This is a genomic window from Ruegeria sp. CE8, from assembly GCF_056537465.1.
Map to the genome: position 1 here is coordinate 40,279 of NZ_JBQFRP010000006.1, position 26,348 is coordinate 66,626.

Here is a 26,348-nt window from a genome sequence, read left to right on the forward strand (position 1 = left end):
GGGAGACCCAGATGTCCGGAATTCCCCACGATCATTACGAGCCGAAGACAAACGGCGAAAAGTGGCTGAACAGCCGCCTTCCCATCGTCGGCCTGATTTACGACACCATCATGATCCCCACCCCCAAGAACCTGAACTGGTGGTGGATCTGGGGCATCGTCCTGGCGTTCTGCCTGGCGCTGCAGATTGTCACCGGTATCGTTCTGGTGATGCACTATACCCCGCATGTTGACCTGGCCTTCGCCAGCGTCGAGCACATCATGCGCAACGTGAATGGCGGCTACTTTATCCGCTACCTGCACATGAACGGCGCGTCGCTGTTCTTTGTTGCGGTCTACATCCACATGTTCCGCGGCCTGTTCTACGGCTCGTACAAAGCCCCGCGTGAGATCACGTGGATCATCGGGATGCTGATCTACCTGATGATGATGGGCACCGCGTTCATGGGCTACGTTCTGCCCTGGGGTCAGATGTCCTTCTGGGGCGCGACCGTGATCACCGGCCTGTTTGGTGCCATCCCGTTTGTGGGTGACGCGATCCAGACCTGGCTGCTGGGCGGACCGGCGGTGGACAACGCCACGCTGAACCGCTTCTTCTCGCTGCACTACCTGCTGCCGTTCGTTATCGCGGCGCTGGTCATCGTGCATATCTGGGCCTTCCACACTACCGGGAACAACAACCCGACAGGCGTTGAAGTGCGCCGCGGTTCAAAAGCCGAAGCCGAGAAAGACACACTGCCGTTCTGGCCGTACTTCGTGATCAAGGACCTGTTCGCCCTGGCTGTGATTCTGGTCGTGTTCTGGGCCGTTGTTGGCTTCATGCCGAACTACCTGGGCCACCCGGACAACTACATCGAAGCCAACCCGCTGGTGACCCCTGCGCACATCGTGCCCGAATGGTACTTCCTGCCGTTCTACGCGATCCTGCGTGCCTTCACTGGTGAGGTCTGGGTCGTACAGTTCGCCAGCTTCATCACCGGCGGCATCGTCGACGCAAAGTTCTTTGGTGTTCTGGCGATGTTCGGCGCGATCCTGGCGATGGCTCTGGCCCCCTGGCTGGACACCTCGACCGTGCGTTCGGGTAAGTACCGTCCGCTGTTCAAATGGTGGTTCTACCTGCTGATCATCGACTTCTTTGCCCTGATGTGGCTGGGTGCGATGCCTGCGGAAGAGCCCTATGCGACCTTCTCGCTGATCGCGTCCGCCTACTGGTTCGCCTATTTCTTCGTGATCCTGCCGATCCTTGGTGTGATCGAGAAGCCTCTGGCCCAGCCGGAAACCATCGAAGAAGACTTCAACGCGCATTATGGCAAGGCTGACGCCGACGCCACGCCGGCCGAGTAAGAAGAGGGACCGGAAACATGTTCAAGAAACTTGCAATCGGTGCCGCGTTTGCTCTGGCCCTTACCCCTGCTGCGTCCTTCGCAGCGGGCGGCGGCGAACAGCACATCGAAGACTTCCACTTCTCGTTTGAAGGCCCCTTTGGCACCTGGGATCAAAACCAGCTACAGCGTGGACTTCAGATCTACACCGAAGTCTGCGCGGCCTGCCATGGCCTGCGCTATGTGCCTCTGCGTGATCTCGAAGCGCTGGGATATTCGGAAGAAGAAGTCATCGCATATGCGGCGGGCAACTTCGAAGTGTTCGATCCTGAGCTGGACGATTTCCGTCCGGCCATCCCGACCGACCACTTCCCGGTCAACGACGGTGTTGGCGCACCGGACCTGAGCCTGATGGCCAAGGCCCGGGCCGGTTTCCACGGCCCCTATGGTCTGGGGATCAACCAGTTGTTTAAAGGCATGGGTGGTGCAGAATACATCGCCTCGCTGCTGGACGGTTACACCGGTGAGGAAAAAGAAGAAGCAGGCACCATCCTGTATGAGAACAAGGCCTTCCCCGGAGGCTGGATCTCGATGGCGCCGCCGCTGGCTGACGATCAGGTCGAATTCGCCGACGGCCACCCGGCCACCGTCGAAGCTCTGTCCGAGGACGTCGCGGCCTTCCTGATGTGGACCGCCGAGCCCAAGATGATGGAGCGCAAGTATTCCGGCTTCGTCGGCGTCATCTTCCTGACCCTGTTGTCGGTGCTGCTGTACCTGGTCAACAAGCGTCTGTGGGCAGGCGTGAAGGGCAAAAAGACCGTCTGATCGGTCTCTGACCACTACATTCCGAAAGGCCCGGTGCTTAGCGCCGGGCCTTTTTTCGTTCTGAGGCCGCACAGTGTTATACTGGTGCCGCGCCTCTCCTCTGCAGGGGGGCGGATATTTTCACAGAAATCTATTTGGGAGGGCGGGTCATGGACACGCAAAGCAATGTTGAAAAGCTGCGGGCTGCTTTCGGGGCATGGAACGACAGCAAAGCGTCTGACATCGGGATGTGGGAAAAGTACACCACCAAGGATTTGTGCATACGCTCGCTTGGGCGGGGTCAGTATGGGTTGGATTTCAGTTGCTCGCGGGACGGGCACGCCGAGTTGAAGGAATACCTTGAGGACCTGACAAGTGCGTACCAGATGGAACATTGGACCCTGAAGGACACCGTTGCCCAGGATGACCGTGTCGTCGGCATAGGCGTCACTGCCTGGACGCACAAGAAAACCGGTAAGACGGTGGAATCACCGATTGTCATTATCTGCCGATTCCGCGACGGGCTTGTCTGCAAATACGAAGAGTTCTACGACACGGCCGCATTTGCCGCCGCCGCTACCTGATTTAGTTCTGCCTCAGGCCGTCAGCTGGGTCGCGGTTCGGCCCGAGACCGTGGCGGTCACGATCTGACCTTCGGTTTGCGGGCTATCGAATGTGACTTCGGTAAATTGCTCAGTCCGGCCCATATGCGGATTTTCCATCAGAATGTGATGGGTTTTGCCGATCTGCGCTGTCAGGTGCTTTGCCACCTGGGCTTCACCAGCAGCACGCAGGCGGGCGGCGCGGTCCTTGATGATATTGCCATTGATCTGCTGCGGTATCCGGGCCGCTGGCGTACCTTCGCGCTTGGAATAGGGGAAGACGTGCAACCAGGTCAGGTCGCACTCGGAAACCAGCTTCAGCGAGTTCTCGAAATGCGCATCCGTTTCGGTCGGAAAACCCGCGATGATATCAGCGCCAAAGGTCATCTTGGGGCGCAGCTTGCGCGCCTCTTCGGTAAAGCGGATGGCATCGTCACGCAGGTGGCGTCTTTTCATCCGTTTCAGGATAAGGTCGTCACCATGCTGCAGTGACAGATGCAGGTGGGGCATCAGGCGCGGCTCGGTCGCAATCGCCTGCATCAGGTTCTCATCCACCTCGATCGAATCGATCGAGCTGATCCGAAGGCGCGGCAGGTCGGGCACCAGTTTCAGAATCCGCATCACCAGGTCGCCCAGTTTGGGCTGTGCGGGCAGGTCGGCACCCCACGAAGTCAGGTCAACACCGGTAAGCACGACCTCGTTATACCCCCGGTCCACCAACCGCTTGATCTGGTCCACCACCACGCCCGCAGGGACGCTGCGCGAATTGCCGCGGCCATAAGGGATGATACAGAACGTGCAACGATGATCACAGCCGTTCTGGACCTGCACATAAGCGCGTGAACGGGTGCCGAATCCATCGATCAGGTGCCCGGCGGTCTCAGTAACGGACATGATGTCGTCGACCTGCACCGCCTCGGTCTCGCCGATGAAATCTGCCGCCATACCTTTCCAGGTGTCCGGCTGCATCTTTTCGGTGTTGCCGATGACCGCGTCGACTTCATCCATCTGAGTGAATGTTTCAGGTTCGGTTTGCGCTGCGCACCCGGTCACGATCAACCGCGCATTGGGGTTTTCCCGCCGAAGCTTACGAATCTCCTGCCGTGCCTTACGCACCGCCTCGGCTGTTACCGCACAAGTATTCACCACGACCGCGTCGGTCAGGCCTGCCTGCTGCGATAGCTCCTTCATCGCCTCGGTCTCATAGGCGTTCAGGCGACAGCCCAGCGTGGTGAATTTGGGGGTGCTCATCCCAACGACTCCAGAAACGCGGGCGTCAATGTGCCCGAGAAGACATGGCAGGTGGGTCCGGTCATCCAGACACCATCCTCACGCCAGTCGATCCAAATGGTTCCGCCATCCAGCTCGATTTGGACTTTGCGCCCGGTCAGTCCGCGACGGGCCGCGGCGACGGCGGTCGCACAGGAAGACGAGCCCGAGGCCAGCGTGATCCCCACACCACGTTCCCAGACGCGCATGCGGATATGATCCGGCCCGATGACTTGCGCCACCTGCACATTGGTACGCTCAGGATACAGCGGATGGTATTCGTACCGGGCGCCAAACTCGGTCAGTGGGACGGCTTCGGCATCTTCCACAAAAAATGTGCAATGCGGGTTGCCCACCCCGGTTGCCGTAGGCGCACCTTCAATCGGCAGTTCCAGCGTGTCGAATTCTTCGGCCAGCGGAATCTCGTGCCAGTTCAGTTGCGGCTGCCCCATATTGACCGAGGTCAGCCCATCCCCGGCTTCGCGGGCGTAAAGCGTGCCGCGCTCAGTCGTCAGGGTCAGTTCCGATACCCCCGATTCTTCCATCAGGAAGCGGGCAATGCAGCGCGTTGCGTTTCCACATGCAGCCGAGGTCGACCCGTCCGCATTGTAGAACACCAGATGTGCATCCGATTCGCCGTTCTCGATAACCGCTAGCTGGTCGAAGCCGACCCCGAACTGTCGATGCCCGATTCCCTTTGCCAGGGCGGGCGTAATCTCAACAGATTGCGCGCGCGCATCCACAATGACAAAGTCATTGCCCAGCCCGTGCATCTTCATGAAGGGCAAACCGGTGTTCTGTAATCCTTGCATGGCGGGCATATAACCCTGCGCCGGAAAGGAATCCAGCCTGCGGTGAAGATTCCTGAAAAAAGGGGTTGACCCCCCCGCGCCACCTGCCTAATTAGGCCGCCTATCGGGTCGCCTGAAACAAGTTAAGTGACGGTGAAACGAGGTGCAAATAAGGTCTTGAACCTGGTTGGGAAAATGCCTTAAAGAGCGCCACGGATCGACAAGATCCAACAAAAGAGTGGGCCGTTAGCTCAGTTGGTAGAGCAACTGACTTTTAATCAGTGGGTCGCAGGTTCGAATCCTGCACGGCTCACCACTTTTTTAGCTAAAACAATACGTTACACAGACCTCTGAGGTGGGCTTAGATGACGACAGATCCGTGTCCGTCTTGTGTCCGCAGATTCAACGTCGTTGAACATAGTCTCGCGCGGTGGCCGATTTCCCATAATTGGCACTGTTTCATATGCCGGGTATCGAAGTGACACTCTAAGTGTTGCCAATCATGTGAAGCACAAGACCAACTTTTGGACGACCCCAAAACTAAACAGTGATCTCACGTTTTCGATCAGGCATTTGTCAACGCTTGCTAAGAGCGAAGCTGTCGGTCAACCAATAAAGGTCGCTCATGTTACCGCTCCTTTTTACGAGCCGTGAAAATCAATGCATCCTGACCCTAGCACTTCGGCTGTGAAACCTACCTGTGGTTCGGTTTCCCGCTGGCGGTAGTATCGTCCGGCTCGCCCTTCTTTGCGATGTCGACACAGCCCCACTTGCCCTTTTGGACGGAATGAATTTCACCGGGTATTTTGCTGCCGCCCAGTCGCTGGCGACCCGGACACTTAGGCTGCCGATGTCGACCTTGTCGCGCGTTGTAGAACCGTCCGTGTTCCAGGCACAGGAAGTAGAGGGCACAAAGTCTCCGAATGCCGTTTTGCACTGCTATTTTTCGTTTGTGATGCTGATCTCGTTGCTTATTGTCGCCGCGCTGATTTGCGCTGCAGATGTGTTTTCCAGACCGTTGTTTGACCGCGACTTCGCCGGTCAAACGGCAGGGTATCTGCGGGTCATGGCGCTCGCATCCTTCCTTCCGGGGCTGCAGGGCGCGTATTTCAGCTATTCGTTTTCGCGGTCAAGGAAGACCGCATTACAGTTGGGCATCCCACTCTACTCACTGGTCGTGCACATCATATTGTCCTTCGGAATTATCTACCTTTTTGGCGCGCAAGGAGCCTCAATCGCGTTTTTGATCGACGCGGTGCTCAGCTTCATGGCCTATTATCTTATCGGCAGAAAGATCGCCCGATCAGCATTCCGGAAAGGGAAATTCCCAAGGCAGTTGCAGGCGTTATCGCTTCTCGACTGAACTGCCGGTGCAGTTTTCTCTACTTCTCCTGAGGGCGACAGCAATGTTTCTTACTCTTGTCGGAGTTCGCCAAACCGCTGCTGTCGCGGTGTGGCAAAAAACCAAACGAATACTGGTCTAGCGTGAATTAGAAGGTGCGGTTTTACTGCGCGGTAACAGTCAGGTAACAACATTATTGCACCGTTTTTCCCAAAGCGCAGCGATATCTTGCCAAGCGGTATTGTGTTTTCCGACTTGGTACCACAGATATGTCAGTGTCTGGCAGATGTGGCGTTATGGTGAAACTGCGTTCAAATCGATGCGCTGGCAAAAGGCGGATGGAACCAAGCCAACAGGGTTCTGGGATGGCCGCCTAAAAAAGCGCACAATTTGAAAGCAGAGTAGACAAACGCAAGAACGTTGCGAAAAACCGAGAGCAAGAGCTAAGTACGAAATGGTCGTAGTCTATTTACTGTCGGGTCCATTGGTCGCTGCGATTTGTTTTGTGGCACTTTTATATTCCGGAGCAAGCATTGGTACGGCTGTGGTCGGCGCAATGCTTATTAGCAGCTGTGCGTCGGTTTTGATCGCCGGGCTTTACATTGTTTGCGACAGCAAGCTCCGGCCGAAGATCATTAGTAAGTTGCCACTGAAGACTGACGGAACCAGCTGAAAAGCCCGTTTCGGATGGCCTTCAGCGAAGCCCTGCATTTCTGTCAGGCGGGCTACCCGCTGACAGACCCTAAGAAGGCGTGTGTCGGCGGTTGGTGGGGCCAAACCGTGAATGGGCAGGTGGGTGGCACGGATGGCCTATTGTCCGAAGCCACGGGCTGGCGTTTGATTGCAGTTCAGGACGATGCCGAGGTGCTCTCGGGCTCACTGACCTTGGCCAAACCCGCATCGCAAAGACCTGAACTTCAACGGGTGCGATATCTACGAAGCCGATTTCACGGGGCTTGATCTGGAAGGTGAGTTTCGCCTGCAAGCCGACGGTCTTGGCGTATCCTTTCCCTTTGCCGTGTCACCGGCACCCTATGTCGAGCCGCTGAGACTGGCCGCGCGGTGGTACTACCACCAAAGGTCGGGTTGCGCGATTTCCGAACCGTATGGAGAGGGTCGAACGCGACCCCGCAACGGCCATCCCAAAGATGGGCTGACCGTTTGGCAAACAGATGTGCAATTGGGCGAGACCGGTAAGGGTTATGGCAAAAACAATGCCGGGAAACTGTTGACCGAACGTGCCGATGGAACGGCGGAGAACCCTGACGCATGGGGCGGCCGGCATGACGCGGGGGATTGGGACCGGCGCATTCAGCACATGGATGTCGTCTATCACATGGCGGATCTGGTCGAGACCTTCGAACATGTCCGCTTATTGCACCTGAACATTCCCGAAAGTGGAAAACCGTTTTCGCACCCCGACATTGAAGCCTGAAAAAACGATCTGGATCAGGGCGACGGAGAAACGGTTCTGCCGGACCTTATTCACGAAGCCCTATGGGGCATTTCCCTGTGGCGCAGAACCCAGGGCGCAGACGGCGCGATCATCGGTGGTGTCGAGTATTCGGTCAGCGGGAATCTGGGGTCTGTTTCCTGGAATCCGGTTCAGGCAACCTATGCCTATGGCCCCGAAGCCTGGGCGGCTTACCAGTTTGCCTATGCGGCGGCAAAGCTGGGCTATGTGATCGGGACCGTTTGCGGCGATGTTGCGCTGGGCATTACGCTGACCGCCGAAGCATTGCAGGCATGGCAATGGGCCGAAGGCCAGACGTTGGCGCAGACCGACCCGAACGAGGTGGTCTCGCGAGCCCGAGTTGCGGCGGCGGCCATGGTGTATCGGGCCAGTGGCGACATCAGCGCCGGCGCCGTGTTCGAGGATCACAACCCATTTGCGCCGCAGTCTGAAAACCCGTTGCCAGGGATCAAAAAAGAGGTGCTGTCCAACGCATATCTGGAATATGTCCAGGCAGGCCGCGAGGGGCGCGCGACGATGCCGGTGATCGCCGAGTCGATAAATACATGGATCAAGAACCGCGCTTTGAACAGGAAACGGATGGGGCGCGATTTCGAATTACATAACACCACCGCCTACCCTTGGGGTCGGGGTTGGCTGCGGTTCGGCCCGGGCTCAAACTGGCGCGCAAATCACTTTGCGCTGTATTACGCCGCAAACCGCATGTTGCCGCCTGAGATGCGTGACGCAGCAATTGAAGGCATGTGGTTCGGTCTAGGTTGCAATCCTGCCAATGTCAGCTTTGTGCAGGGGCTTGGTCACGGCAGGTTCGCCGACCCTCTGCTGACGGATGCCCACGGCAATGCGCCTATCCCGGGGCAGATCAGCTTTGGCGTGACCGGGGAGAAGATGCATGGCTGGGAGAAACGAAAGACTTCAGGAGCCTTCTACCCGTTCAAACAGGATGATTGGCCGATTTACACGCAGGTATTTGAAAGCCGCAGCATCGCGATCTCTGCCGAGCACGGCATAAAGTCAAATGCGATGTAATGGCTGATTGCCCGGCCGTGGCCACATCGCGCTGAACCTGTATTGATCGGCGCGTTTCAGGCTTGGCTATGTACGCTGCTGGCCTATTTTCACAAAGGTGTCGGTCCCCCTTTCGCCTGTTTCCTGCATTTACTATGTGTAGCTGAACGCCAGCGGAGCTTCGCCGGCCCTTGATGTCCGTGTTGAACAATCGGGAGCGCGTCAATGTTCTTTCTCCGTCCGGCCCTTGCCGCATTATGTGTTTGCTTATTGCCATTTTCCGCGCTTGCGCAGTCTGAAGAGGCTGCCCCGTCTGGTCTTCTTGTTGAACTGAATACGGTACAGGATGTCGAACAGGCCTGTCGGCTGACCTTTGTCGTCGAAAACGGGACCGGCTCGGCCATCGACGTTGCCAGCTATGAGGCGGTTATTTTTGATACGTCAGGCGGTGTTGTCCGACTTACGCTATTTAATTTTCGCGACCTGCCAGAAGGCCGCCTGCGTGTGCGCCAGTTCGATCTGCCAGGCATCGCCTGTAACACGGTCGGGAAGGTTCTTTTCAACGGTGCAAATGCCTGTACCGTAGCCGAAGCGGACAGTCTGGTCTGTCACAAAGCCCTGAAGCTAAAAAGCCGGACAGAAGTGGAGTTGATCGGATGAGCCCCTTGGAAGCGCTGCGAGAAATTCTTGATCTTGGTGGGCCTGTCGTTGCGATCCTGATCGCGATGTCGGTCGTGACCGTCGCGGTCACGCTTTACAAACTCTGGCAGTTCGCGGCCTCGGGCGTTGGGCGTCACCGGGTGCTGTCGCAGGCGCTTGTGGCCTGGGACGCAGGTGATCCGCAAACCGCTCGTGCGCGGCTGGCCAAAAGCCACAGCTACCTTGCCCCCCTTGTTCAGGTCGCGATGGAGGCTCCGGATACGCCCGGTCTGGACCAGAGGCTGGACGCCGAGGCCGGCCTTGCGCTTGCCGGGCTTGAACGCGGTTTCCGGTTGTTGGACACGGTGGCACAGCTTGCACCCTTGCTGGGATTGTTTGGCACGGTTCTCGGCATGATCGAAGCATTCCGAAGCCTGCAGGCGGCGGGATCTTCGGTTGATCCCTCGCTGCTTGCGGGGGGGATCTGGGTGGCGCTGATGACAACGGCCGTGGGCTTGGCGGTGGCAATGCCGACCTCGATGGTTCTGTCCTGGTTCGAAAGCCGCACGGCGCGCGAGCGGGTGTTTGCGGACAAGGCGCTACGGACGATTCTGGTGCCGGGGCAGGCGGTTCCGCAGGCCGAAGACGCCTCAACAATGGTGACCGCGCAAGGACATGCGTAACCCAGCCCCCTTTGTCCGGCGTCCTATGTCGATGACTCCGCTCATCGACGTGATTTTCTTGCTGTTGCTGTTCTTCATGCTGTCCTCGACTTTTTCGAAATACGGCGAGATCGAATTGAGCAACGCAGTGGGCGGTGGCGCTGCTTCAGGGGCACGTTCCGAGCGGCTGTTCGTTCAGTTGGGACCGGAACGGCTGGTTCTGAATGGACAGGCCGTTACTCTGAATGATCTGGAAGCCCAATTGGAGACCGGGCAGGTTCTGGTCAGTCTGGACCCCGACACAACGGCCCAACGTGTAATCGACCTGCTTGTGCGGCTGCGCGGGCGGGACGGGCTCAGCGTTCTGGTGCTGGAATGATCAAGTATCGTCGCCCCAAACGCAAACGTGACTCGACGATTGCTCTGATCAATGTCGTGTTTCTGATGCTGATCTTTTTTCTGATCACCGGCACGCTGGCCCCGCCGCTGGACCCTGATCTTGAACTGGTGAACACGTCGGAACTTGAAGGGCGCGAACCGCCGAATGCGCTGGTTCTGCACAAGGACGGAACGCTGACGTTTCAAGGTATTCCGACCGACCCCGAGACCCACATGCTGGGGCGCAGATCGGAAGCCGTGCGCATTGTTCCCGACCGGCAGGCCCCCGGCCCCCGGCTGATCGAAGTGACCGGCGCCTTGCGGCGTCTTGGCGCCACGTCGGTCCTGGTAGTGACTGAGAAAGCTCTGGAATGATCCGGACGTCGGCCATCATCGCAGCAGCGGCTATTCTGGTGTCGCTGATCCTGCACCTCATGGGTCTGAGCTACACTGGCCCGCGGCTGTCCAAAGACTTGCCGGGCAGCAGCGCCCCCGACGCGATTGAGCTGAGCACAACGTTCGAGGATATTGCTGATGTCGTCGCGGATCCTGTTGAGCCCGAACCGGCTGAAGCACCGGAACCGCCATTGGAAACGCCGCCCGAAACGCCCGAAATCCCGGTCAGCGAAGCCCTCGTGGCATCTGATAACCCGCAACAGGTATCTGCACCGGATATTGGTGAGGCCGAAATTGTCGAGCCGGTCGCAACTGAGCCAGTCGAGCCGGATGCGGTGGACACCGACAACACTTCGGAGGGGGATGCTTCGGCCAGCGAAGCCGTGGACGAAACCCCTCCGCCGGAAACGGAGACCGCGACTGAAATTCCAGAGGGAAATCCGGACGCTGACACACCCCTGCCCGAGGTCGCAACCGAGGTTCAGCCAGTGCCCCTCGAGCCGCAAGAGCTTGCGGCGCTGCCGGTCACGCCCTCGCCCGAAGCCGCTATTCCTGTCGTTCCGCTGGAAACCGAGGCCATCGATCCCGACGCCTCCGTCGCACCGGCCGAACCTGCGCCTGATTCCGACACTGCCGACGAGGGATCAGAGCTGGCTGTAACGTCGTCGATCCGTCCTCGGGTTCCGGACAGGCGACCAACGCCAGAGCGGCAAGGGGTGCTGAGCGGTTCGCGTGATTTCAGCGAATTGGCGTTCCCGGAGGAAATTGAATCGCCGCTTTACGCCTACAGGCGCGAAGGATTGGATGCCTTTACATCGGGCAACAGCGGCAGCCGTTCCGGTGGGCGCGGCCCCGGAAATTCGGACACCACAAATTATGCAGGCAGGGTGTTGGTTCATCTGAACAGAGCGCCCGTGGTTTTCGTGTCCGCCCGGGGATTTGCTAAGGTCTTTTTCGAGATCAACCCTGACGGAACACTGGCCTGGGTCGACATCGTGGACAGTTCCGGATCGTCCGAAGTCGATCGTGCCGCCCGCGCGCAGGTGCAGGCGGCATCGCCGTTCCCGCTGCCGCCCGGAGGTGTCAGTCGCAAGCTGTCCTTCTTCTACACAAGCAATTGAATAGCGCGTGCGCCGTTTTCCCATTTGCACTTCAAAATAGCTGTTTTAGGCGAAAATCCGCCCGAATCCGCGTTCTGGCGATGTCTGGTCACACGCCTTGGGAAGTCTCAATTGCCGACATGTCGGTTTATTGGCATTTAAAGGGGCATCGTTGCATTTCTGTGATCAAATCTTTGTAACGAAACCCGGCTGACTGCGAAAACACACGTATTTACTCGGGGAATTGGGCCGCCGGTCGCTTTCTGCATTTGCAAAGATGCAACAAAAAACTGCCTCGGCCCCAGAGAAATGCTGCGAAACCATTGCGTGCGCTCGGAAATTGTCCGAGTAGGCCAGCAGTCGCTTTGGCGGCTGCACTCCTCTCAAAACTTATGGGTTTACCATGAAAAAACTTCTCATTGCATCGACCGCGTTGATCGCAACTGCAAGCGTTGCGGCAGCTGAAGTTCGCTTCAGCGGTTATGGCCGTTTTGGTATTGGCTACGAAGAAGACCGCTCGGGCTCGGTTCCGGCCTTCACCACTGTGAACGGTGAAGTTGTTCGCGGAAACAACGGCGTTGCCGATCCGAACGCAACTGCATCCGTCAAAACCGACAGCACCATCCTGGTCTCGCGTTTCCGTCTGAACATTGATGGTACTGCCGAAACCGATGGCGGCGTAGAGTTCCAGGCGCGTGTGCGTCTGCAAGCTGACGAAGATTCCGGTAACGGTGAACAGAACCGCGCTGGCCTGAACGGCGCACGCTTCTCGGTCATCTACGGTGGTCTGCGTGTTGACGCCGGCAACGTCGCCGGTTCGTTCGACAACATGGAAAACTACTTCGGCAACGAGCCGGGCCTGGAAGAGTTCCTGGGTCAGTACTCGGGCGTCGACTATGAGTTCCTCGAGTACACCTCGACCGGTTCGGGCGCAAACGCTGTGTTCTTCCAGTACGCAGTCGGCGACTTCGCCTTCGGCGCGTCCTACGACCAAGCAACCATCGCATTTGATGGCGCTCCGCAGGATGCAGACCGCTGGGACGTCAGCGCAACCTACACCTTCAACAACATCACCGCTGCTCTGGCCTACGGTCAGACCAAGGCGAACGTGAACAGCAGCAGCGAAAAGCAGTCGCTGACCGTTCTGACCCTGGGCGGCGAATGGGGTGACTTCTCGGGTACCCTGTTTGTAGCGGACGATGACGTTGTCAACAATGCCGAAAACGGCACCGCATATGGTCTGTCGGCAGCCTACAACATCGGCGCGGCAACCACGCTGCAGTTCGCCTACGGTGACGGTTCGGCGGACAATGATACCCGCAACATCGGTATCGGCGCCATCTACGACCTGGGCGGCGGTGCATCGCTGCGCGGTGGTATCGGTGAAGAAAAAGTCGGAGACGCAGACGGCAAAATCCGTGCTGACTTCGGTGCGCAGTTCAACTTCTAAGTTGATCTGAACCGTAAAGTTTAAGGGCAGGTCTTCGGACCTGCCCTTTTTTGTTGGTTGCTCACTTCTTTTCGAAGAACAGAATAACTTCTCCCAGCCGTACGCCGTAGCGCGAGACATAGGCCCGATTCAGCAGGCGGTCATCCTCCAGCAGCCACATCCAGTCATCGAAATTGACCCGCATGGTGCCGTCCTTGACCGGCAGGTCGATCTTGTATTTCCAGTTGAATGTATCGCCCCGTTCAATCCCGGTGGCGGTGCCCAGAACGCCTGGGGCTGTGCCGGTCCACGTATTCTCGCCCGTTTTGGTCAGGGTCCAGATGCGTTGCTCGGTCGCTCCGTCATCATAGACGAAGTCCTCGACAAGGGTCAGGGTTTCGCCGTCCCAGGCGCCGTCGATGTCGACCGTAAAGCGGCGCGGTACGTTGCCCAATACGTCCTGAAACTGACCATAGGCCACGGTTTTGCCCTCAAAGAACTCTTCGAGGTTCAGTTGCCTGTCAGACAGAAAGGTTTTGGGAACCCGCGGCTTGGCCGAACAGGCGGCCAGAGCGGCAAGCCCGGCGATGGCAATCGTTGAAATCAGAACCCGGCGCGAGATCATTGCAACGGCCTCTGTTCAGCATCCGCGTCATATCTGTTCGCGCCGTTCAGGTGCGCTTTTTTTACTTCAGGCGCGGGCCGCATGGTGGCGACCAGCTCGGCTGCCTTGATGCCCCATTTGCGCATTTCCGAACGGTTCATGATCACACCGTTTTCGGTGAGGTACATCCAATCGGTGACGTCCAGCGTGTGGCGACCGGCGTCTTCGGGCAGAATGATCCGGTAGGACAGTTTGACGGTCGAGCCTGATATCGTCCCCTGACCTTCGCCCACAATGTCGTCGGCCATGGCAGTGAACGTGTTGCCGGTGCCCAGCGTCAGGTACCATTTGCGCGTCATCTGTTTGCCGTTGGAATAGGTGAAATACTCGGCCAACGTGCCGGAGTTACCGTCCCATTCCCCGACCATTCGGGCGACAAAGCTGTTCGTCACCTTGCCGTTTGGGCCATAGATCAGACCCTCGGACAGGATCTCTCCGTTCAGGGTTTCTTTCATACGAAACGCGGGACCCGTCCCGGCGTAATCCTTGGGGGACTGGGACCGGAAGCTTAAGAACCGGCCTTTGGCCGCAAGCAGGGCGAGGATGGCGAGCAGTATGATCAATGTGATCGTCATTTGGCTGTGACCTCAGTGGGCAGCGTCAGAACCATTCCGAACGCGCCGAGTTTCAGGATGCAGGGCAGTACCGCATAAGCCAGGTTGAGTGTTTCCAGCGCCTGTGCGGAATTTGACTGTCCGGGGTTGAAGCCGCTGCGTTCAAGCAGGGGCAGAGTGAAAAAGGCGGCGAGCGCAAGGCCCAGCTTGCCGGCAAAAGACCAGATGCCGAATGCGGCCGAAGCATTCAGGCCCGCGCGCGTCAGAACGACCGAAAACATGGCCGGCAGGACGACCATGTCGGCCCCAAGTGCGGCACCTGAAGCGAGGCAGATTACAGCAAAGCCCAGCAGTTCACCGGCAGGCAACATTGCTGCCCCGATGAAGCTGGCAATCGACAGCGGCATGGCGATTATCAGAGTCCGTTTCGGGCCAATTCGATTACTGAGCTTGGCCCAAAGCGGCACGCTGGCCCCGGCGCTGAGGAAGAACAGGATCAGCAGAGGACCGGCTTTGCCCGGCAATTGCAGCCTGTCCTCGACAAAGAACAGGAACAGGGTTGAAGTGATGGCGACCGGCAGGCTGTTCACCAAAGCCAGCACCAGCAGGCGTAGCGCTCCGGCCTGACCGAGGCCCGAAAAGGACAGGCCCTCACCCGTGATCGGCGTACGCCGCCACATCGGGTATGTCAGAACGATGGTCACGATGGCAAGCACGCCAAGGAACAGCCCGAAGGCGGGATAACCCTGCGCTCCGGCTCCCAAAGCGACGAGCAAGGCAGGCGCGCTGGCGGCGATGACAACACCTGTCAATTGTCCGCCCTCGCGGAAGGCGGCCAGCGTCATCAGTTCCTTTGCATCAGGTGTCTTGGCCAGAGTCGCACTGCGCCCATACAGCAAGATGGTCCCCAGACTGTAGGCGGAGAACAGCAGGATCAGGATGAGGATCAGCGACGTCACGCTTGCACCCTCTGACAGAGAGAAGAGCAGGGGAAAGCCGACTGCCAGCCCAAGCGACGCCGCAAAAGCAAACAATAACTGGCCACCCGGCCAGCGATCGATTGCCCAGCCAATCAGCGGGTCCTGCACCAGATCGACCAACCGTATCACCAGCAAAACCGTCCCCAGCACCCCGAGGCTGATGCCAAGGTTGACCGAAGCAAAGCGCGGCAAATGAATATAAAGCGGTATACCCGCCGCTGCGAGCATCAGCGCATAGAGGCTGACCCGGGGATACAGCATCACCGACCCTTCAGTTGCCGCGTAAAGCTTGCGGATCTGGTGTTGTTACCGAGGAAGATCGACATGAACGACTTTTTCACGCCCGGGTGGGTCAGAGTGCAGGCCTTGCGCCCGTTGCGCCAGAACCCGACCTTGTTTGGCCCTTCCGAGATGGCGAGATAGCTGTCGCCTTTGCCGACGGCCTGAAAGCATTGCTCCAGCTGTGCCTGTGTTGGTCCACTATTGCCCTGCCGCGCCATCTCATCGAGCGTCGATTCAACCAGCGCCTTCTGTTTCAGGTTTTTTCGGTAGGTCAGTTGCAGCCCGAAATCCTCATTCCAGCTGAACGGCGCACCTGCTGGCGTGTAGAGCTTTGCGTCATAGATCGGCAGGCCCAAGTAGCGAAAGGTCGCTGTTCCCCGAAGCTCAGCGTTGGGCAGCTGGTTCGTCACCGTTGATGCCGCCAGCCCGCCAGGGGCCAGCAAGGTCAGTGACACAAGCGCCGCGCGCCATGTTCCTTTATTCGGCCGGGACAGGGATGGCCGGGTCTTTTTCAAGATTGCCATTGTCAGCTCCGATGGTTTGCGGGGTGCCTTTCAACCGCTCGACAATGTGCATCGCGCTGGCAATCCCGTCTTCGTGAAAACCGTGCCGGTTATATGCGCCGGCAAACCACGTTCTGTTTTGTCCCTGCATTCCGCGAATTTGCCCTTGTGCCTTCAGGGCTGCCTGATCGAATACCGGATGCGCAAACTCGACCTCGTCGTAGATCTTATCCTTGGGGATGTCTGCCGCGACATTCAGCGTCACAAACATCGGGTCCGAGTCCGGAATGTTCTGCAACCGATTCATCCAATAGGTTACCCCGACATTCCCGGCCTGCGAGCGATAGGTCCAGCTAGACCAACAGGCGCGTCGTTTTGGCATCTGGCCCGGGTCGCAATGCAAAACGGCTTTGTTAGGCTGATACTTGATTGCGCCAAGCGCTGATCTCTCCTCGGCCGTTGCGCTATCGCCCAAAATGGCCAGCGACTGGTCAGAATGGGTGGCGAGGATAATTTCGTCATACAGGTCGACCTGCCCATCGCTGTGTACCGTGACCCCAAGCTCGTCACGCTGAATGTGCCGTACTGGCGAGGCAACGCGGATTTCGCTGCCGCGTGCGCGCAAGGCGGACTCAATCCGGCGAACATATTCGATACTGCCGCCTTTGACCGTCCACCACTGATGCTGTTTCGAGCGGTCTCCGGCCAGCAAGGCGTGATTTCGGAAGAACTGCACCAGAGAACGCGCCGGAAAGCGATCAATGAACTCGACTGGTGTCGACCAGATGGCCCCGCACATGGGCATCAGGTAGTTGTGACGGAACCAGTGACCCAATCGCAATTCGTCGATCAACTCACCAATGGTGGTATCGTCATCCTTGGCCGCTTCGGGGGCTTCTTTCCCGAACCGCAGAATATCTGCGATCATTTTATAGTATGCCGGGCGCGCCAGATTGCGCTTTTGCGCTGTCAGGGTGCGCAGGTTGTTTAACCCATACTCGATGCGGCCATTGTCGATCGTGGCCCCAAAACTCATTTCGCTTTTGATAACGGGTACGTTCAGTTCGTCGAACAATCTGGTGAGGTTCGGGTAGGTGGCATAGTTGAACACGATGAAACCGGTATCGACTGGTTGATCCCCGTTCTTGCCAGCCATCACTGTTCGGGCGTGACCACCAAGCCTCGGTTCGGCCTCATACACCGTTACGTCGTGGTCTTCTGAAAGGTAGTATGCTGCGGATAGACCGGAAATGCCTGCACCTACTATTGCGATTTTCTTACGTACGCCCCGTGGTTCGTCGAACATGTGATCCTCTTAGTGCGACATTTTACAGAGGATTACGCAGCAGGTTCGAATGCGGATCAATCACGTTGGATTATTTTTGCAACTGCCCTAGATTGTGCGGTCTGGCCTGATTTTCTTGTGCGTTGACGTGATCCGTCTTTGTCGCCGCTCCGTAAACTCCTTAGCATGACGAAATCGACGCAACCCATGTCCCGGGCCGGTGGTCCCCGACATTCCGGATGACCAGAGCATGAGCAGTTTTGAGGGAAAAACCTATTGGATTATCGGCGCCAGCGAAGGGCTGGGCCGGGCTTTGGCCGAGGCATTGAGCCGTCAGGGTGCCACCCTGATCCTGTCGGCCCGCAATACCGACCGTCTGGCCGAGATCTGTGCGGCCCTGCCCCATGCAGAGGCCGTTCCCTGCGATGTGACCGATCTGGATTCGGTGCGTCGTGCCGCGGTTGAGGCCGGAGAGGTCGACGGGCTGGTCTACAACGCCGGCGCTTATGAGCCGATGCGCACGGGCGATTGGGATACGGAGGCCGTTTTGGCGATGACGGATGTGAATTATGTCGGCGCGCTGCGGGTTCTCGGCGAGACGGTGCGCAGGTTCGTGCGTGCAGGCCAAGGGGATATCACTCTGATCGGGTCTCTGTCCGGCTATCGCGGTCTTCCTGCGGCGGTGGGCTACGCGGCCAGCAAGGCGGCGCTGGTTTCTCTGGCCGAGACGATGCGGTTCGATCTGGCGGGCACCGGGGTGACGGTGCGCATCGTCAATCCGGGGTTCATCAAGACGCGCCTGACCGAGAAGAACAATTTCAAGATGCCGATGCTGATGACGCCTGAGGATGCAGCGGATCGGGTGGTCAAGGCAATGTCGCGCCGCCGCTTCCGCACCGATTTTCCGGTACCTTTTTCCTGGGTGATCCGGTTGCTGGACTACCTGCCGGATTTTCTGGTTTATCGCGGAAAATAGACTCTAATTTGGTGATCTAGCCAAACTGCCCCTGACAAAACCAGCCAGCCGACATGGTGCCGCCATGGCCGTAGAACAGCCAGAGACGCTCACCCTGTTCGGTCACCACCACCCAGTAATCGCGCACACCGCTGCGCCAGTTGGGGTCGTCCAGCCACCATTCCGGTGCGATGCGTTCCGGGCCGGTGGCCTGCGCCAGTTGCCAGTCGCGCCCGCGCCAGCGAAAGGCGGTTGGAACATCCGGAGTTTCCGGTGCCATCACCGGCTCGGGTTGCCACATTTGCAAGGGGCGTGGACGCGGCGGGGCAGGCCAGTCGCGCGCGGGTTCCGACCACGCAGCGGCCAGTGTCTGCGCCGTTTTCTCGGGGATATGAGAGGCCGCCGGGTGACGCCTTGTGATTGCTTCCAACCCCACCCGCGCACCCAGTTTGCCGATCAGGTCATCCACGGCCGTATTGCCCGCCAACCGGTCACGTACGGCGCGGCCGGCCTCGGCATGACCGGCCATGGTGCGGGCGTGGATGGGTTCGGTCTGCACGGCTTCAAGGCGTATCATATCGATGCCATAGCCTGCATCGATCTTGTCGATTTTCATCTCTAACAAAGGCCGAATGCGGTATTTGTCATAGGTTGGACGTGCCAGACCAACCTCGACAATCTCAGCCGCCTGGTCGGCGCGATGCGCCTCGAGCCGCAAAGTTCGCACCCCGCGTCCTTTCTCTTCCAGCTTGGCGCAGAGTGTTGGCAGTACCCGGTCGATGGCGGCCATCACATCTTCGGTCAGTCCAATCGGGTTGGGCAGGGTCATCCGCACCGCAAAGTGATGCGGCGGACGGGCGGGTGAAACCGGCTCGGGTGCGCTGCCCATCGCCTGATCCAGCCGCAGCACCAGCCCCCGCCCGAACCGCCGCGCCAAACTGGCGCGCGGCTGGCCCAGCAGATCGCCGATCCGGCGCAGACCCAGGCGGTTCAGCTGCGCCACGATCTGATCCTCAAGCCGCAGCGCTGCGATGGGCAGGGGGCTCAGCGCGCCATAGGATTGCCCTGGTGCTGCGATCCGCGCGCCACCACCCAGGGCCATCACCTGCGGCGCAGCCCCGCCTTTGGTCCAGTGCCGTCGCTTTCCCGCCCGGGCGCGGGTGGCGCGGGCCTCCTGGCTGATGGCGTCGCCGTTGCGGTCGGATGTGGCCTCTTGTCCCGCATAGCGCGCCAGTGCCCATGCGGCCCCCAGCGTGTCCGCGATGCCCATCTGCACGCTAAGCCCCATATCGGCGCAGTCGGTTTCAAGGACGCTCAGCAAGGCCTCTTCGCCACCGAACAGATGGGCACAGCCCGACAGGTCAACGATCAGGCCATCCGGCGATTCCTCGGCCACCCAGGGGCTGAACTTGCCCGCCCAACGGCGCAAAGCGGTCAGGAACGCGGCCTCAGCCGGGGCGTTACGCGGGCGTGTCACCAAGGTGGCGCACATCGCATGAGCGTCCCGCACCGGCTGACCCACGCGCAGACCGGCGGCCTGCGCTTCGGCGTTCAGAGAGGTGACGACCTGCATGTTCGACTGCTCGGCCACCACGGCCAAAGGCCCATCCTGCAGGCCCCGCGCAGCGCGGACCAGCCGTTCAGCCCCCAGACGGGGAAACCAGAGCGAGAGTATTCGGCGTTTGGGCATCGGCAGACATCAAAGTGTTCCCATTTTGTTCTTATCGCAGAATCAGCGCCCGAGTCCACGCTTACCCGCAGGTCAGGCGCTGAATGATCCCAGACCCGGTCACATAAACGTTCAGACGGTCAATGCGGTAATCCTGTGTGGCAATGTCATCCGGGCCCAGAACGCGCGACCGTTCGGGCAGCTGGGCCTGAATGGTCGAAACCGGCTGGCCAATGGAATCCGCAAAAGCCTCGCCCTGACAAAAGGCCAGATCAACAGGGGCGGCGTCCGTCGAAGTCGGCGTTTCCACAGGCGCGGTTGTCTCGGCGCAGGCTGCCAGCAGGACTAGCGCTGGAATAAAACGATACATTGGCGTTTCTCCTTCTGACAATGTCGTTACTGCAATATCAAACAATTAGCCAACCTGTCACCAAAGCGCAGTTGAAAACGCCCTGCAATTGACGCAGGGTCGGGGCAAATAAGACAGGGAGACAACGACCATGCGTACCCGTGCCGCCGTCGCCGTTCAGGCGGGCAAACCTTTGGAAGTGATGGATGTGAACCTCGAAGGCCCCAAGGCGGGCGAGGTTCTGGTCGAGATCAAAGCCACCGGCATTTGCCACACCGATGAGTTCACCCTGTCGGGTGCCGACCCCGAAGGCCTGTTCCCGGCCATTCTGGGCCATGAAGGCGCAGGCGTCGTGGTCGAGGTCGGTCCGGGCGTAACAAGCCTGAAGCCCGGCGATCACGTGATCCCGCTCTACACCCCGGAATGCCGCGAGTGTGAATACTGTCTGCACCCCAAGACCAACCTGTGTCAGGCGATCCGCGAAACGCAGGGCAAGGGCCTGATGCCCGACGGCACTTCACGTTTCTCGACACTGGATGGCGATCCGATCCTGCACTACATGGGCTGCTCGACCTTCTCTAACCATACGGTTCTGCCTGAAATCGCGTTGGCAAAGGTGCGTGAGGACGCGCCGTTCGACAAGATCTGCTATATCGGTTGCGGCGTGACCACCGGTATCGGTGCGGTGATCAACACCGCCAAGGTCGAGATCGGTAGCCGCGCTATCGTGTTCGGTCTGGGCGGCATCGGCCTGAACGTGATCCAGGGCCTGCGTCTGGCCGGAGCAGATCAGATCGTTGGTGTCGACCTGAACCCATCGAAGGTCGAAATGGCCACCAAGTTCGGGATGACCGATTTCGTGAACCCGAAAGAGGTCGAAGGCGATTTGGTTCCCTATCTGGTCAACCTAACCAAAGGCGGAGCAGACTATACGTTCGACGCCACCGGCAATGTCGGCGTGATGCGCGACGCACTGGAATCGGCGCATAAGGGTTGGGGTGAGTCGATCATCATCGGCGTGGCACCTGCCGGCGCTGAAATCTCGACCCGTCCGTTCCAGCTGGTTACCGGCCGGTCATGGCGCGGCACCGCGTTCGGCGGCGCGCGTGGCCGGACCGACGTGCCCAAGATCGTTGACTGGTACATGGAAGGTAAGATCGAGATCGATCCGATGATTACTCACACCATGGGTCTGGATGACATCAACCACGGCTTTGACCTGATGCATCGGGGCGAAAGCATCCGGTCTGTGGTCGTTTACTGACCGGAAACAGGCTCTAAAAAACTGAAAACGAATTGATCGGCGCGCTTTCTTGAGCGCGCCGTTTTAGTTTTCGGCGTCCGTATTTCGGTTGGGTCTTGCCGATGCACCAGTATCGACCCGGGGCGAGCGCACGCGCAGAACCGGTTTGTTGGGGGATACGTTCGTCCGGCTTTCGCGCCAAACGACAAAAACGCCCGACGCGATAATGATACTTGCACCCACCGCGACCCAGACATCCGGGCGTTCGCCAAAGAAAACCATACCAAAGATCGTGGCCCAGATGATCTGGCTGTACTGGCTGGGGGCGACAACACCGGCAGGTGCCGCGCGATAGGCCAGGATGATCAGATGTTGGGCGATGACGGAGAACAGGCCGACCAGGGCCATCATAGCCAGATGCAGTAGGGACGGGGGTTGGTACACGGCGGGTTGCGCGGCGCTCATGACGACGATGGCCAGAAGCATCGGATAGAGGATCAGGACAGCGGATCGCTCCTCATTCCCGATCTTGCGTACCAGAACCGACCCGAACGCACTGCAGAACGCAGCCGTCAGCGCGGCCAGATGGCCCAGAGTGATCTCAGTCGTGCCGGGGCGCAGCACGATCAGGACGCCGATCAGGCCGACGCCGACAGCCGCCCATCGCTGAACTCGCACGACTTCGCCCAATATCGGTATCGACAGAACGGTGACGATCAGGGGAAATGAGAACAGCAGCGAATAGACTTCGGCCAGTGGCAGGACCGAAAAGGCATAAAACGCACAGGACATGGCAGTGACCACAAGGGCCGAGCGCAACATCACCAGCCAGGGATGGTGCGGGCGGAAGTTGCTGGGCGTCCGGTCGGCCAGCATGGAAACCGCCATCGGCACAAAGGAAAACAGCGTGGCGAAAAAGATGATTTGCATCACCGAATAGGTGGCACCCAGCGTCTTGATCAGCGCGTCATGACTGGCAAAGACCGCAAAGCCCACAAATGCATAGCCAAGTCCCCGGAGGGTGGAGTTCTGAGTGCTCATCGGTGCGGCCTCGGGTGATGTGTCGGTGTTGTGACGTGCCACCACATCGCGGGCGCTGCGGCTGGCTTGCCTTTGAGTAAACCGATTTTGGCGGGGCGCATAGCCCCTAATTTACCGCTAACATCGCATGGCCGCTATGATGCGGGTTCATCGCAGGATCGGCGGAGCATCCTTGGGTTGGCGCGCCGATTGCACACCGGCCTTCATCCCCACACCGATACGCCGGGCCAAAGCGACCCATGGCGTGGCGGTCTCGGGCGGCAGGGTCTGGGTCGCGACTTCTTCGAACAGGTCCAGCCAGTGGGCGAAGAATTCGGGCTTTACATCGGGACGTTCGATATGAACGCGTTGCGGATTGCCGTCATAGCTGCGCTCGAACAGGATCGCATTGCGCCAGAAGGCGGCGATCTTTTCCTCATGCGCGGGCCAGTCGGTGACGTGTTTGTTGAAGACAGGCCCCAGTATCGCGTCGTCTCGAACACGGGCGTAAAACGCGCGGACCTGCGCGTTGATCTGGTCTGGCGTTGCGGGAAAGCGCGGTGGTAGGGTTGGTCTGGTCATTTCGGGCCTGATTTCGACTCTGTTCTGGGCGGATACCCGGTTCAGGCGTCAGGCAACAGGCGTGGTTTTGTCGCGCTGCCCGGGCGTCAGAATATGCCGCAGCAGGGCCACCGGATGCGCCTTGAGGCTGAGGCGGGTGGCGACGTAATCCTCGACCACCTGCTCGCCCAATGTCATTTTCGGCAAATAGGCTTGGGGTTCGTCTAGCGCCTCGCCCTCCAGATCCTGCGAGAACAGCGGCAGCGGTTTGGTGGTGGCAATCGCTTTGGCCTGCCACAATGCCTCGCGCCGGGTCAGGCCGCAGGCGGCAAAGGCATCGGCCTCGGCCAGACGCTCGATCACCGAGGGGCCAAGGCCCGCGCGGCGCCAGACGTCGTCAACCTGGTGGTAGCCGTTTCCGCGCGCGGCGGTCAGCCAGCTGGCGTCCTCTTCGCTCAGCCCCTTGATCTGACGAAAGCCCAGCCGCAGGGCCAGCCCGCCCTGGCCGTCTGGCTCCATCACATTGTCCCAGAAGCTGGCATTGATGCAGACCGGACGCACCTGCACGCTGTGTTCGCGAGCATCGCGCACGATCTGGGCCGGGGCGTAGAACCCCATGGGCTGCGAGTTCAGCAGGGCGCAAGCGAAGATGCCCGGGTGGTGGCATTTGATCCAGGCCGAGGCATAGACCAGCAGCGCAAAGCTGGCTGCGTGACTTTCGGGGAAACCGTAGGAGCCGAAGCCTTCGATCTGAGAAAAACAGCGCTCGGCAAAGTCATCCTCGTATCCGTTGCGCTTCATACCGCGCAGGAACAGCGCGCGGAACTCGCTGACGGACCCATGCTTCTTGAAGGTTGCCAGCGATCGCCGCAGCCGGTCGGCCTGTTCCGGGGTGAACCCCGCGCCGACGATGGCGATCTGCATGGCCTGTTCCTGAAACAGGGGCACGCCCAGCGTCTTTCCCAATACCTCACCCAGCTCGTCCGAGGGGAAGCTGACCTCCTCCTCTCCGTTCCGGCGGCGGATATAGGGGTGGACCATGTCGCCCTGAATGGGGCCGGGGCGGATGATGGCGACCTCGATCACCAGATCATAGAAATTGCGGGGCCGCATGCGGGGCAGGAAGTTCATCTGCGCCCGTGATTCCACCTGGAATACACCGACACTGTCCGCCTTGCACAGCATGTCATAGACCACCGGGTCCTCAGGCGGCAGGGTGGCCAGCGTATAGCTGGTCTGGTGGTGCTGGCCGATCAGGTCGAACGCCTTGCGGATGCAGGTCAACATCCCAAGGCTGAGGACATCGACCTTGAGGATGCCCAGAGAGTCGATATCGTCCTTGTCCCAGCAGATGACCGTACGGTCCTCCATCGTGGCGTTTTCAATGGGGACAAGCTCGTCCAAACGCCCCTCGGTGATGATGAAGCCGCCGACATGCTGAGACAGATGCCGGGGGAAGCCGTCGATCTCATAGACCAGCATTAGAGTCTGCTTTAACCTCCGGTCCTCTGGATCAAGGCCGATTTCACGCATGCGCTGGGCTTCAAGACCAGAGGCCGAGAAGAAGCCCCAAAGTTGCGAGGAGAGGGCCGAGATTGTGTCTTCGGTTAGCCCCATAGCGCGGCCGACCTCGCGGATGGCGCGCTTGCCGCGGTAGTGCACAACTGTAGCGCAGAGACCCGCGCGTTCGCGGCCATAGCGGTCATAGATGTGCTGGATTACTTCCTCGCGGCGTTCATGTTCGAAATCTACATCGATATCGGGTGGTTCATCCCGTGCCTCGGATACAAAGCGTTCAAAGACCATCGTGCCCATCTCGGGGCTGACCTCGGTGATGCCGAGACAGAAACAGACCACCGAATTGGCTGCCGAGCCGCGCCCCTGGCAGAGGATACTGCGGGAGCGGGCGAAATGGACGATGTCGCGGACGGTCAGGAAATAGGGTTCGTATTTCAGCTTACCGATCAAGGTGAGCTCATGCGCCAGCATCTTTTTTGCTTTCTCGGACGCGCCCGCCGGATAGCGCCATTTCAACCCTTCATGCGCCAGCCGATGCAGGCGCTGGGTCGGGGTTTCCTGTTCACTGCCTTCGCTGGGATATTCATAACGCAGCTCGTCCAGCGAGAATGTGAGCTGTTCGCTGAGCTCATGCGCGCGGGCGACGGCCCCCTCATGGTTTTTGAATATCCGCAGCATCTCGATCTCGGATCGCAGGCGCTGTTCGCCATTGGCCAGTGCGTCGCGGCCCAGATCGTCGACCTTACGGCGCAGGCGGATGGCGGTCACCACATCGGCCAGTTTACGGCGGCTCCCGTGATGCATAATCGGCGTGGCGCTGGCGAGGGTGGGGATGCCGAGCTGTTTTGATTTAGTCTCTAACACGGAGAAATATGTGCTATCTGCGCCATCATACCGGGGGTGCATCAACAGATGCATCCGCCCGGAAAAGCGGCGCGTCAGCTGTTGCGCCTGTGTCCGCCACACACTCGCGCCGCCCTGGGACCGATCCGCTTGTGGCCAGAGCAGCAGGTGAAGGCCGTCGGAGAACTCCAGCAGGTCTGACAGGTGCAGGATGCAGTCGCCTTTTTCGGCGCGCAGACGGCCCGCCGACAAGATACGGCACAGATTGCCCCAGCCCTGCCGGTTTAGGGGCAGGGCAGTGACAGTGGGCGCATCGGTGAAGATCAGCCTTGCCGCCGGGATCAGGCGGGGCACCGCGTGGATCGGATAGGATGGCGGTTTGGGGATGTGATCGGGGCAGGGCGGGCCAATCGACGTGTTCTGTGCCTCCCACTCCAACCGTTCGCGCACCTTGCGGGCGATTTCGCGCCCCTGCGTATGGGCGCGGACGATGCCGGCGACCGAGTTGTCATCGGCGATGGCGATAGAGGGCAGACCGAGGGTGACAGCACGCTCCATATACTCCTCGGGGTGGGACGCCCCGGTGAGAAAGGTGAAATTCGACGTGATCGATAGCTCGGCATACATGGCGATTCCATATTATATTCACGTTTTGTTCTTTTTCGAGTCCTTTCCGCAGGAAACGGGTCGCGCGGGCCGGGACACAT

The 26,348-nt window shown here is 59.3% G+C and carries 27 protein-coding genes and 1 tRNA gene; 16 read left to right on the forward strand and 12 right to left on the reverse strand.

Annotated elements, in window-relative coordinates; translation table 11 throughout:
* Window positions 1-11 precede the first annotated feature (11 nt).
* The 3 genes from petB (at window position 12) to ACR0AA_RS11645 (ending at window position 2,709) form a co-directional block, all read left to right on the forward strand.
* Window positions 12-1,343 carry a cytochrome b gene (gene petB, locus ACR0AA_RS11635; RefSeq protein ID WP_480664885.1) on the forward strand — a complete coding sequence of 444 codons (1,332 nt, stop codon included), beginning with the start codon at window positions 12-14 and terminating at the stop codon, window positions 1,341-1,343.
* A gap of 17 nt (window positions 1,344-1,360) precedes the next feature.
* Window positions 1,361-2,146, forward strand: a complete 786-nt coding sequence (locus ACR0AA_RS11640; RefSeq protein ID WP_480664886.1) for a cytochrome c1 — start codon at window positions 1,361-1,363, stop codon at window positions 2,144-2,146.
* A 149-nt stretch (window positions 2,147-2,295) separates the two neighbouring features.
* Window positions 2,296-2,709, forward strand: a complete 414-nt coding sequence (locus ACR0AA_RS11645; protein WP_480756108.1) for a nuclear transport factor 2 family protein — start codon at window positions 2,296-2,298, stop codon at window positions 2,707-2,709.
* A gap of 12 nt (window positions 2,710-2,721) precedes the next feature.
* On the opposite strand, the gene mtaB is transcribed toward ACR0AA_RS11645, so the two are convergent.
* Together mtaB and dapF are read right to left on the reverse strand one after the other, a co-directional pair.
* Window positions 2,722-3,978 carry a tRNA (N(6)-L-threonylcarbamoyladenosine(37)-C(2))-methylthiotransferase MtaB gene (gene mtaB, locus ACR0AA_RS11650; protein WP_480664888.1) on the reverse strand — a complete coding sequence of 419 codons (1,257 nt, stop codon included), beginning with the start codon at window positions 3,976-3,978 and terminating at the stop codon, window positions 2,722-2,724.
* Entirely contained in the window at window positions 3,975-4,817 is an 843-nt protein-coding gene (gene dapF / locus ACR0AA_RS11655) for a diaminopimelate epimerase (RefSeq protein ID WP_480664889.1), read from the reverse strand. The genes mtaB and dapF overlap by 4 nt, the downstream gene beginning before the upstream one ends.
* Before the next feature lie 210 nt (window positions 4,818-5,027).
* Here dapF and ACR0AA_RS11660 point away from each other — a divergent pair.
* The 11 genes from ACR0AA_RS11660 (at window position 5,028) to ACR0AA_RS11710 (ending at window position 13,236) form a co-directional block, all read left to right on the forward strand.
* Window positions 5,028-5,103, forward strand: a tRNA-Lys gene (locus tag ACR0AA_RS11660).
* A 384-nt stretch (window positions 5,104-5,487) separates the two neighbouring features.
* Window positions 5,488-6,150 carry a lipopolysaccharide biosynthesis protein gene (locus ACR0AA_RS11665; RefSeq protein WP_480664890.1) on the forward strand — a complete coding sequence of 221 codons (663 nt, stop codon included), beginning with the start codon at window positions 5,488-5,490 and terminating at the stop codon, window positions 6,148-6,150.
* A 666-nt stretch (window positions 6,151-6,816) separates the two neighbouring features.
* Window positions 6,817-7,089, forward strand: coding sequence for a hypothetical protein (locus ACR0AA_RS11670; RefSeq protein ID WP_480664891.1), 273 nt, complete (start codon window positions 6,817-6,819; stop codon window positions 7,087-7,089).
* A gap of 58 nt (window positions 7,090-7,147) precedes the next feature.
* A complete protein-coding gene (locus ACR0AA_RS11675) occupies window positions 7,148-7,564 on the forward strand; it encodes a hypothetical protein (protein WP_480756109.1) in 417 nt (138 codons plus the stop codon).
* A gap of 246 nt (window positions 7,565-7,810) precedes the next feature.
* Window positions 7,811-8,632 carry a hypothetical protein gene (locus ACR0AA_RS11680; protein ID WP_480756110.1) on the forward strand — a complete coding sequence of 274 codons (822 nt, stop codon included), beginning with the start codon at window positions 7,811-7,813 and terminating at the stop codon, window positions 8,630-8,632.
* A gap of 204 nt (window positions 8,633-8,836) precedes the next feature.
* Window positions 8,837-9,271 carry a hypothetical protein gene (locus tag ACR0AA_RS11685; protein WP_480664893.1) on the forward strand — a complete coding sequence of 145 codons (435 nt, stop codon included), beginning with the start codon at window positions 8,837-8,839 and terminating at the stop codon, window positions 9,269-9,271.
* Window positions 9,268-9,933, forward strand: coding sequence for a MotA/TolQ/ExbB proton channel family protein (locus ACR0AA_RS11690; RefSeq protein WP_480756111.1), 666 nt, complete (start codon window positions 9,268-9,270; stop codon window positions 9,931-9,933). The genes ACR0AA_RS11685 and ACR0AA_RS11690 overlap by 4 nt, the downstream gene beginning before the upstream one ends.
* 31 nt (window positions 9,934-9,964) lie before the next feature.
* On the forward strand, window positions 9,965-10,291 hold the full coding sequence (locus tag ACR0AA_RS11695) for an ExbD/TolR family protein (RefSeq protein ID WP_480664895.1): 327 nt from the start codon (window positions 9,965-9,967) through the stop codon (window positions 10,289-10,291).
* Window positions 10,288-10,665 carry an ExbD/TolR family protein gene (locus ACR0AA_RS11700; protein ID WP_480756112.1) on the forward strand — a complete coding sequence of 126 codons (378 nt, stop codon included), beginning with the start codon at window positions 10,288-10,290 and terminating at the stop codon, window positions 10,663-10,665. The genes ACR0AA_RS11695 and ACR0AA_RS11700 overlap by 4 nt, the downstream gene beginning before the upstream one ends.
* Window positions 10,662-11,807, forward strand: a complete 1,146-nt coding sequence (locus ACR0AA_RS11705) for an energy transducer TonB family protein (RefSeq protein ID WP_480756113.1) — start codon at window positions 10,662-10,664, stop codon at window positions 11,805-11,807. The genes ACR0AA_RS11700 and ACR0AA_RS11705 overlap by 4 nt, the downstream gene beginning before the upstream one ends.
* A gap of 382 nt (window positions 11,808-12,189) precedes the next feature.
* Window positions 12,190-13,236: a porin gene (locus ACR0AA_RS11710; protein WP_480756114.1), complete on the forward strand. Its 1,047-nt coding sequence runs from the start codon at window positions 12,190-12,192 to the stop codon at window positions 13,234-13,236.
* 61 nt (window positions 13,237-13,297) lie between these two features.
* On the opposite strand, the gene ACR0AA_RS11715 is transcribed toward ACR0AA_RS11710, so the two are convergent.
* From ACR0AA_RS11715 to ACR0AA_RS11735, 5 genes are read right to left on the reverse strand one after another with little or no spacing between them, the layout of a single operon-like run.
* Window positions 13,298-13,840 carry a DUF3833 domain-containing protein gene (locus ACR0AA_RS11715; protein WP_480756115.1) on the reverse strand — a complete coding sequence of 181 codons (543 nt, stop codon included), beginning with the start codon at window positions 13,838-13,840 and terminating at the stop codon, window positions 13,298-13,300.
* The gene (locus tag ACR0AA_RS11720) at window positions 13,837-14,454 is read right to left on the reverse strand and encodes a DUF3833 domain-containing protein (protein WP_480756116.1); all 618 of its coding nucleotides are present in this window, start codon (window positions 14,452-14,454) and stop codon (window positions 13,837-13,839) included. The genes ACR0AA_RS11715 and ACR0AA_RS11720 overlap by 4 nt, the downstream gene beginning before the upstream one ends.
* Window positions 14,451-15,674: an MFS transporter gene (locus ACR0AA_RS11725; RefSeq protein WP_480756117.1), complete on the reverse strand. Its 1,224-nt coding sequence runs from the start codon at window positions 15,672-15,674 to the stop codon at window positions 14,451-14,453. The genes ACR0AA_RS11720 and ACR0AA_RS11725 overlap by 4 nt, the downstream gene beginning before the upstream one ends.
* Window positions 15,674-16,219 carry a hypothetical protein gene (locus ACR0AA_RS11730; RefSeq protein WP_480664902.1) on the reverse strand — a complete coding sequence of 182 codons (546 nt, stop codon included), beginning with the start codon at window positions 16,217-16,219 and terminating at the stop codon, window positions 15,674-15,676. The genes ACR0AA_RS11725 and ACR0AA_RS11730 overlap by 1 nt, the downstream gene beginning before the upstream one ends.
* Window positions 16,173-17,504, reverse strand: coding sequence for an NAD(P)/FAD-dependent oxidoreductase (locus ACR0AA_RS11735; RefSeq protein WP_480756118.1), 1,332 nt, complete (start codon window positions 17,502-17,504; stop codon window positions 16,173-16,175). The genes ACR0AA_RS11730 and ACR0AA_RS11735 overlap by 47 nt, the downstream gene beginning before the upstream one ends.
* 229 nt (window positions 17,505-17,733) lie before the next feature.
* Here ACR0AA_RS11735 and ACR0AA_RS11740 point away from each other — a divergent pair, with 229 nt between their 5' ends.
* Window positions 17,734-18,459 carry an SDR family NAD(P)-dependent oxidoreductase gene (locus tag ACR0AA_RS11740; protein WP_480756119.1) on the forward strand — a complete coding sequence of 242 codons (726 nt, stop codon included), beginning with the start codon at window positions 17,734-17,736 and terminating at the stop codon, window positions 18,457-18,459.
* Window positions 18,460-18,475: 16 nt separating this feature from the next.
* Here the strand turns inward: ACR0AA_RS11740 and ACR0AA_RS11745 are convergent, their stop codons facing one another.
* Both ACR0AA_RS11745 and ACR0AA_RS11750 read right to left on the reverse strand, forming a co-directional pair.
* Window positions 18,476-20,128, reverse strand: a complete 1,653-nt coding sequence (locus ACR0AA_RS11745) for a DUF6504 family protein (protein ID WP_480756120.1) — start codon at window positions 20,126-20,128, stop codon at window positions 18,476-18,478.
* Window positions 20,129-20,189: 61 nt separating this feature from the next.
* Window positions 20,190-20,477 carry an I78 family peptidase inhibitor gene (locus tag ACR0AA_RS11750; RefSeq protein ID WP_480664906.1) on the reverse strand — a complete coding sequence of 96 codons (288 nt, stop codon included), beginning with the start codon at window positions 20,475-20,477 and terminating at the stop codon, window positions 20,190-20,192.
* A gap of 130 nt (window positions 20,478-20,607) precedes the next feature.
* Here ACR0AA_RS11750 and ACR0AA_RS11755 point away from each other — a divergent pair, with 130 nt between their 5' ends.
* The gene (locus tag ACR0AA_RS11755; protein WP_480664907.1) at window positions 20,608-21,720 is read left to right on the forward strand and encodes an S-(hydroxymethyl)glutathione dehydrogenase/class III alcohol dehydrogenase; all 1,113 of its coding nucleotides are present in this window, start codon (window positions 20,608-20,610) and stop codon (window positions 21,718-21,720) included.
* 63 nt (window positions 21,721-21,783) lie between these two features.
* Here the strand turns inward: ACR0AA_RS11755 and ACR0AA_RS11760 are convergent, their stop codons facing one another.
* From ACR0AA_RS11760 to ACR0AA_RS11770, 3 genes are all read right to left on the reverse strand, one after another.
* Window positions 21,784-22,740: a DMT family transporter gene (locus tag ACR0AA_RS11760; RefSeq protein ID WP_480664908.1), complete on the reverse strand. Its 957-nt coding sequence runs from the start codon at window positions 22,738-22,740 to the stop codon at window positions 21,784-21,786.
* A 147-nt stretch (window positions 22,741-22,887) separates the two neighbouring features.
* Entirely contained in the window at window positions 22,888-23,301 is a 414-nt protein-coding gene (locus ACR0AA_RS11765; protein WP_480664909.1) for a group III truncated hemoglobin, read from the reverse strand.
* Window positions 23,302-23,349: 48 nt separating this feature from the next.
* A complete protein-coding gene (locus tag ACR0AA_RS11770; protein WP_480664910.1) occupies window positions 23,350-26,268 on the reverse strand; it encodes an error-prone DNA polymerase in 2,919 nt (972 codons plus the stop codon).
* Window positions 26,269-26,348 lie beyond the last annotated feature (80 nt).

Bases quoted from the DNA above. Each gene is read 5' to 3' on its own strand.
- ACR0AA_RS11735 (WP_480756118.1), bottom strand. From the start codon at position 17,504: ATGTTCGACGAACCACGGGGCGTACGTAAGAAAATCGCAATAGTAGGT.
- dapF (WP_480664889.1), bottom strand. From the start codon at position 4,817: ATGCCCGCCATGCAAGGATTACAGAACACCGGTTTGCCCTTCATGAAG.
- ACR0AA_RS11700 (WP_480756112.1), top strand. From the start codon at position 10,288: ATGATCAAGTATCGTCGCCCCAAACGCAAACGTGACTCGACGATTGCT.
- mtaB (WP_480664888.1), bottom strand. From the start codon at position 3,978: ATGAGCACCCCCAAATTCACCACGCTGGGCTGTCGCCTGAACGCCTAT.
- ACR0AA_RS11645 (WP_480756108.1), top strand. From the start codon at position 2,296: ATGGACACGCAAAGCAATGTTGAAAAGCTGCGGGCTGCTTTCGGGGCA.
- ACR0AA_RS11750 (WP_480664906.1), bottom strand. From the start codon at position 20,477: ATGTATCGTTTTATTCCAGCGCTAGTCCTGCTGGCAGCCTGCGCCGAG.
- ACR0AA_RS11745 (WP_480756120.1), bottom strand. From the start codon at position 20,128: ATGCCCAAACGCCGAATACTCTCGCTCTGGTTTCCCCGTCTGGGGGCT.
- ACR0AA_RS11740 (WP_480756119.1), top strand. From the start codon at position 17,734: ATGAGCAGTTTTGAGGGAAAAACCTATTGGATTATCGGCGCCAGCGAA.
- ACR0AA_RS11755 (WP_480664907.1), top strand. From the start codon at position 20,608: ATGCGTACCCGTGCCGCCGTCGCCGTTCAGGCGGGCAAACCTTTGGAA.
- ACR0AA_RS11640 (WP_480664886.1), top strand. From the start codon at position 1,361: ATGTTCAAGAAACTTGCAATCGGTGCCGCGTTTGCTCTGGCCCTTACC.
- ACR0AA_RS11690 (WP_480756111.1), top strand. From the start codon at position 9,268: ATGAGCCCCTTGGAAGCGCTGCGAGAAATTCTTGATCTTGGTGGGCCT.
- petB (WP_480664885.1), top strand. From the start codon at position 12: ATGTCCGGAATTCCCCACGATCATTACGAGCCGAAGACAAACGGCGAA.
- ACR0AA_RS11695 (WP_480664895.1), top strand. From the start codon at position 9,965: ATGACTCCGCTCATCGACGTGATTTTCTTGCTGTTGCTGTTCTTCATG.
- ACR0AA_RS11730 (WP_480664902.1), bottom strand. From the start codon at position 16,219: ATGGCAATCTTGAAAAAGACCCGGCCATCCCTGTCCCGGCCGAATAAA.
- ACR0AA_RS11765 (WP_480664909.1), bottom strand. From the start codon at position 23,301: ATGACCAGACCAACCCTACCACCGCGCTTTCCCGCAACGCCAGACCAG.
- ACR0AA_RS11715 (WP_480756115.1), bottom strand. From the start codon at position 13,840: ATGATCTCGCGCCGGGTTCTGATTTCAACGATTGCCATCGCCGGGCTT.
- ACR0AA_RS11670 (WP_480664891.1), top strand. From the start codon at position 6,817: ATGGCCTTCAGCGAAGCCCTGCATTTCTGTCAGGCGGGCTACCCGCTG.
- ACR0AA_RS11705 (WP_480756113.1), top strand. From the start codon at position 10,662: ATGATCCGGACGTCGGCCATCATCGCAGCAGCGGCTATTCTGGTGTCG.
- ACR0AA_RS11760 (WP_480664908.1), bottom strand. From the start codon at position 22,740: ATGAGCACTCAGAACTCCACCCTCCGGGGACTTGGCTATGCATTTGTG.
- ACR0AA_RS11710 (WP_480756114.1), top strand. From the start codon at position 12,190: ATGAAAAAACTTCTCATTGCATCGACCGCGTTGATCGCAACTGCAAGC.
- ACR0AA_RS11685 (WP_480664893.1), top strand. From the start codon at position 8,837: ATGTTCTTTCTCCGTCCGGCCCTTGCCGCATTATGTGTTTGCTTATTG.
- ACR0AA_RS11725 (WP_480756117.1), bottom strand. From the start codon at position 15,674: ATGCTGTATCCCCGGGTCAGCCTCTATGCGCTGATGCTCGCAGCGGCG.
- ACR0AA_RS11720 (WP_480756116.1), bottom strand. From the start codon at position 14,454: ATGACGATCACATTGATCATACTGCTCGCCATCCTCGCCCTGCTTGCG.
- ACR0AA_RS11770 (WP_480664910.1), bottom strand. From the start codon at position 26,268: ATGTATGCCGAGCTATCGATCACGTCGAATTTCACCTTTCTCACCGGG.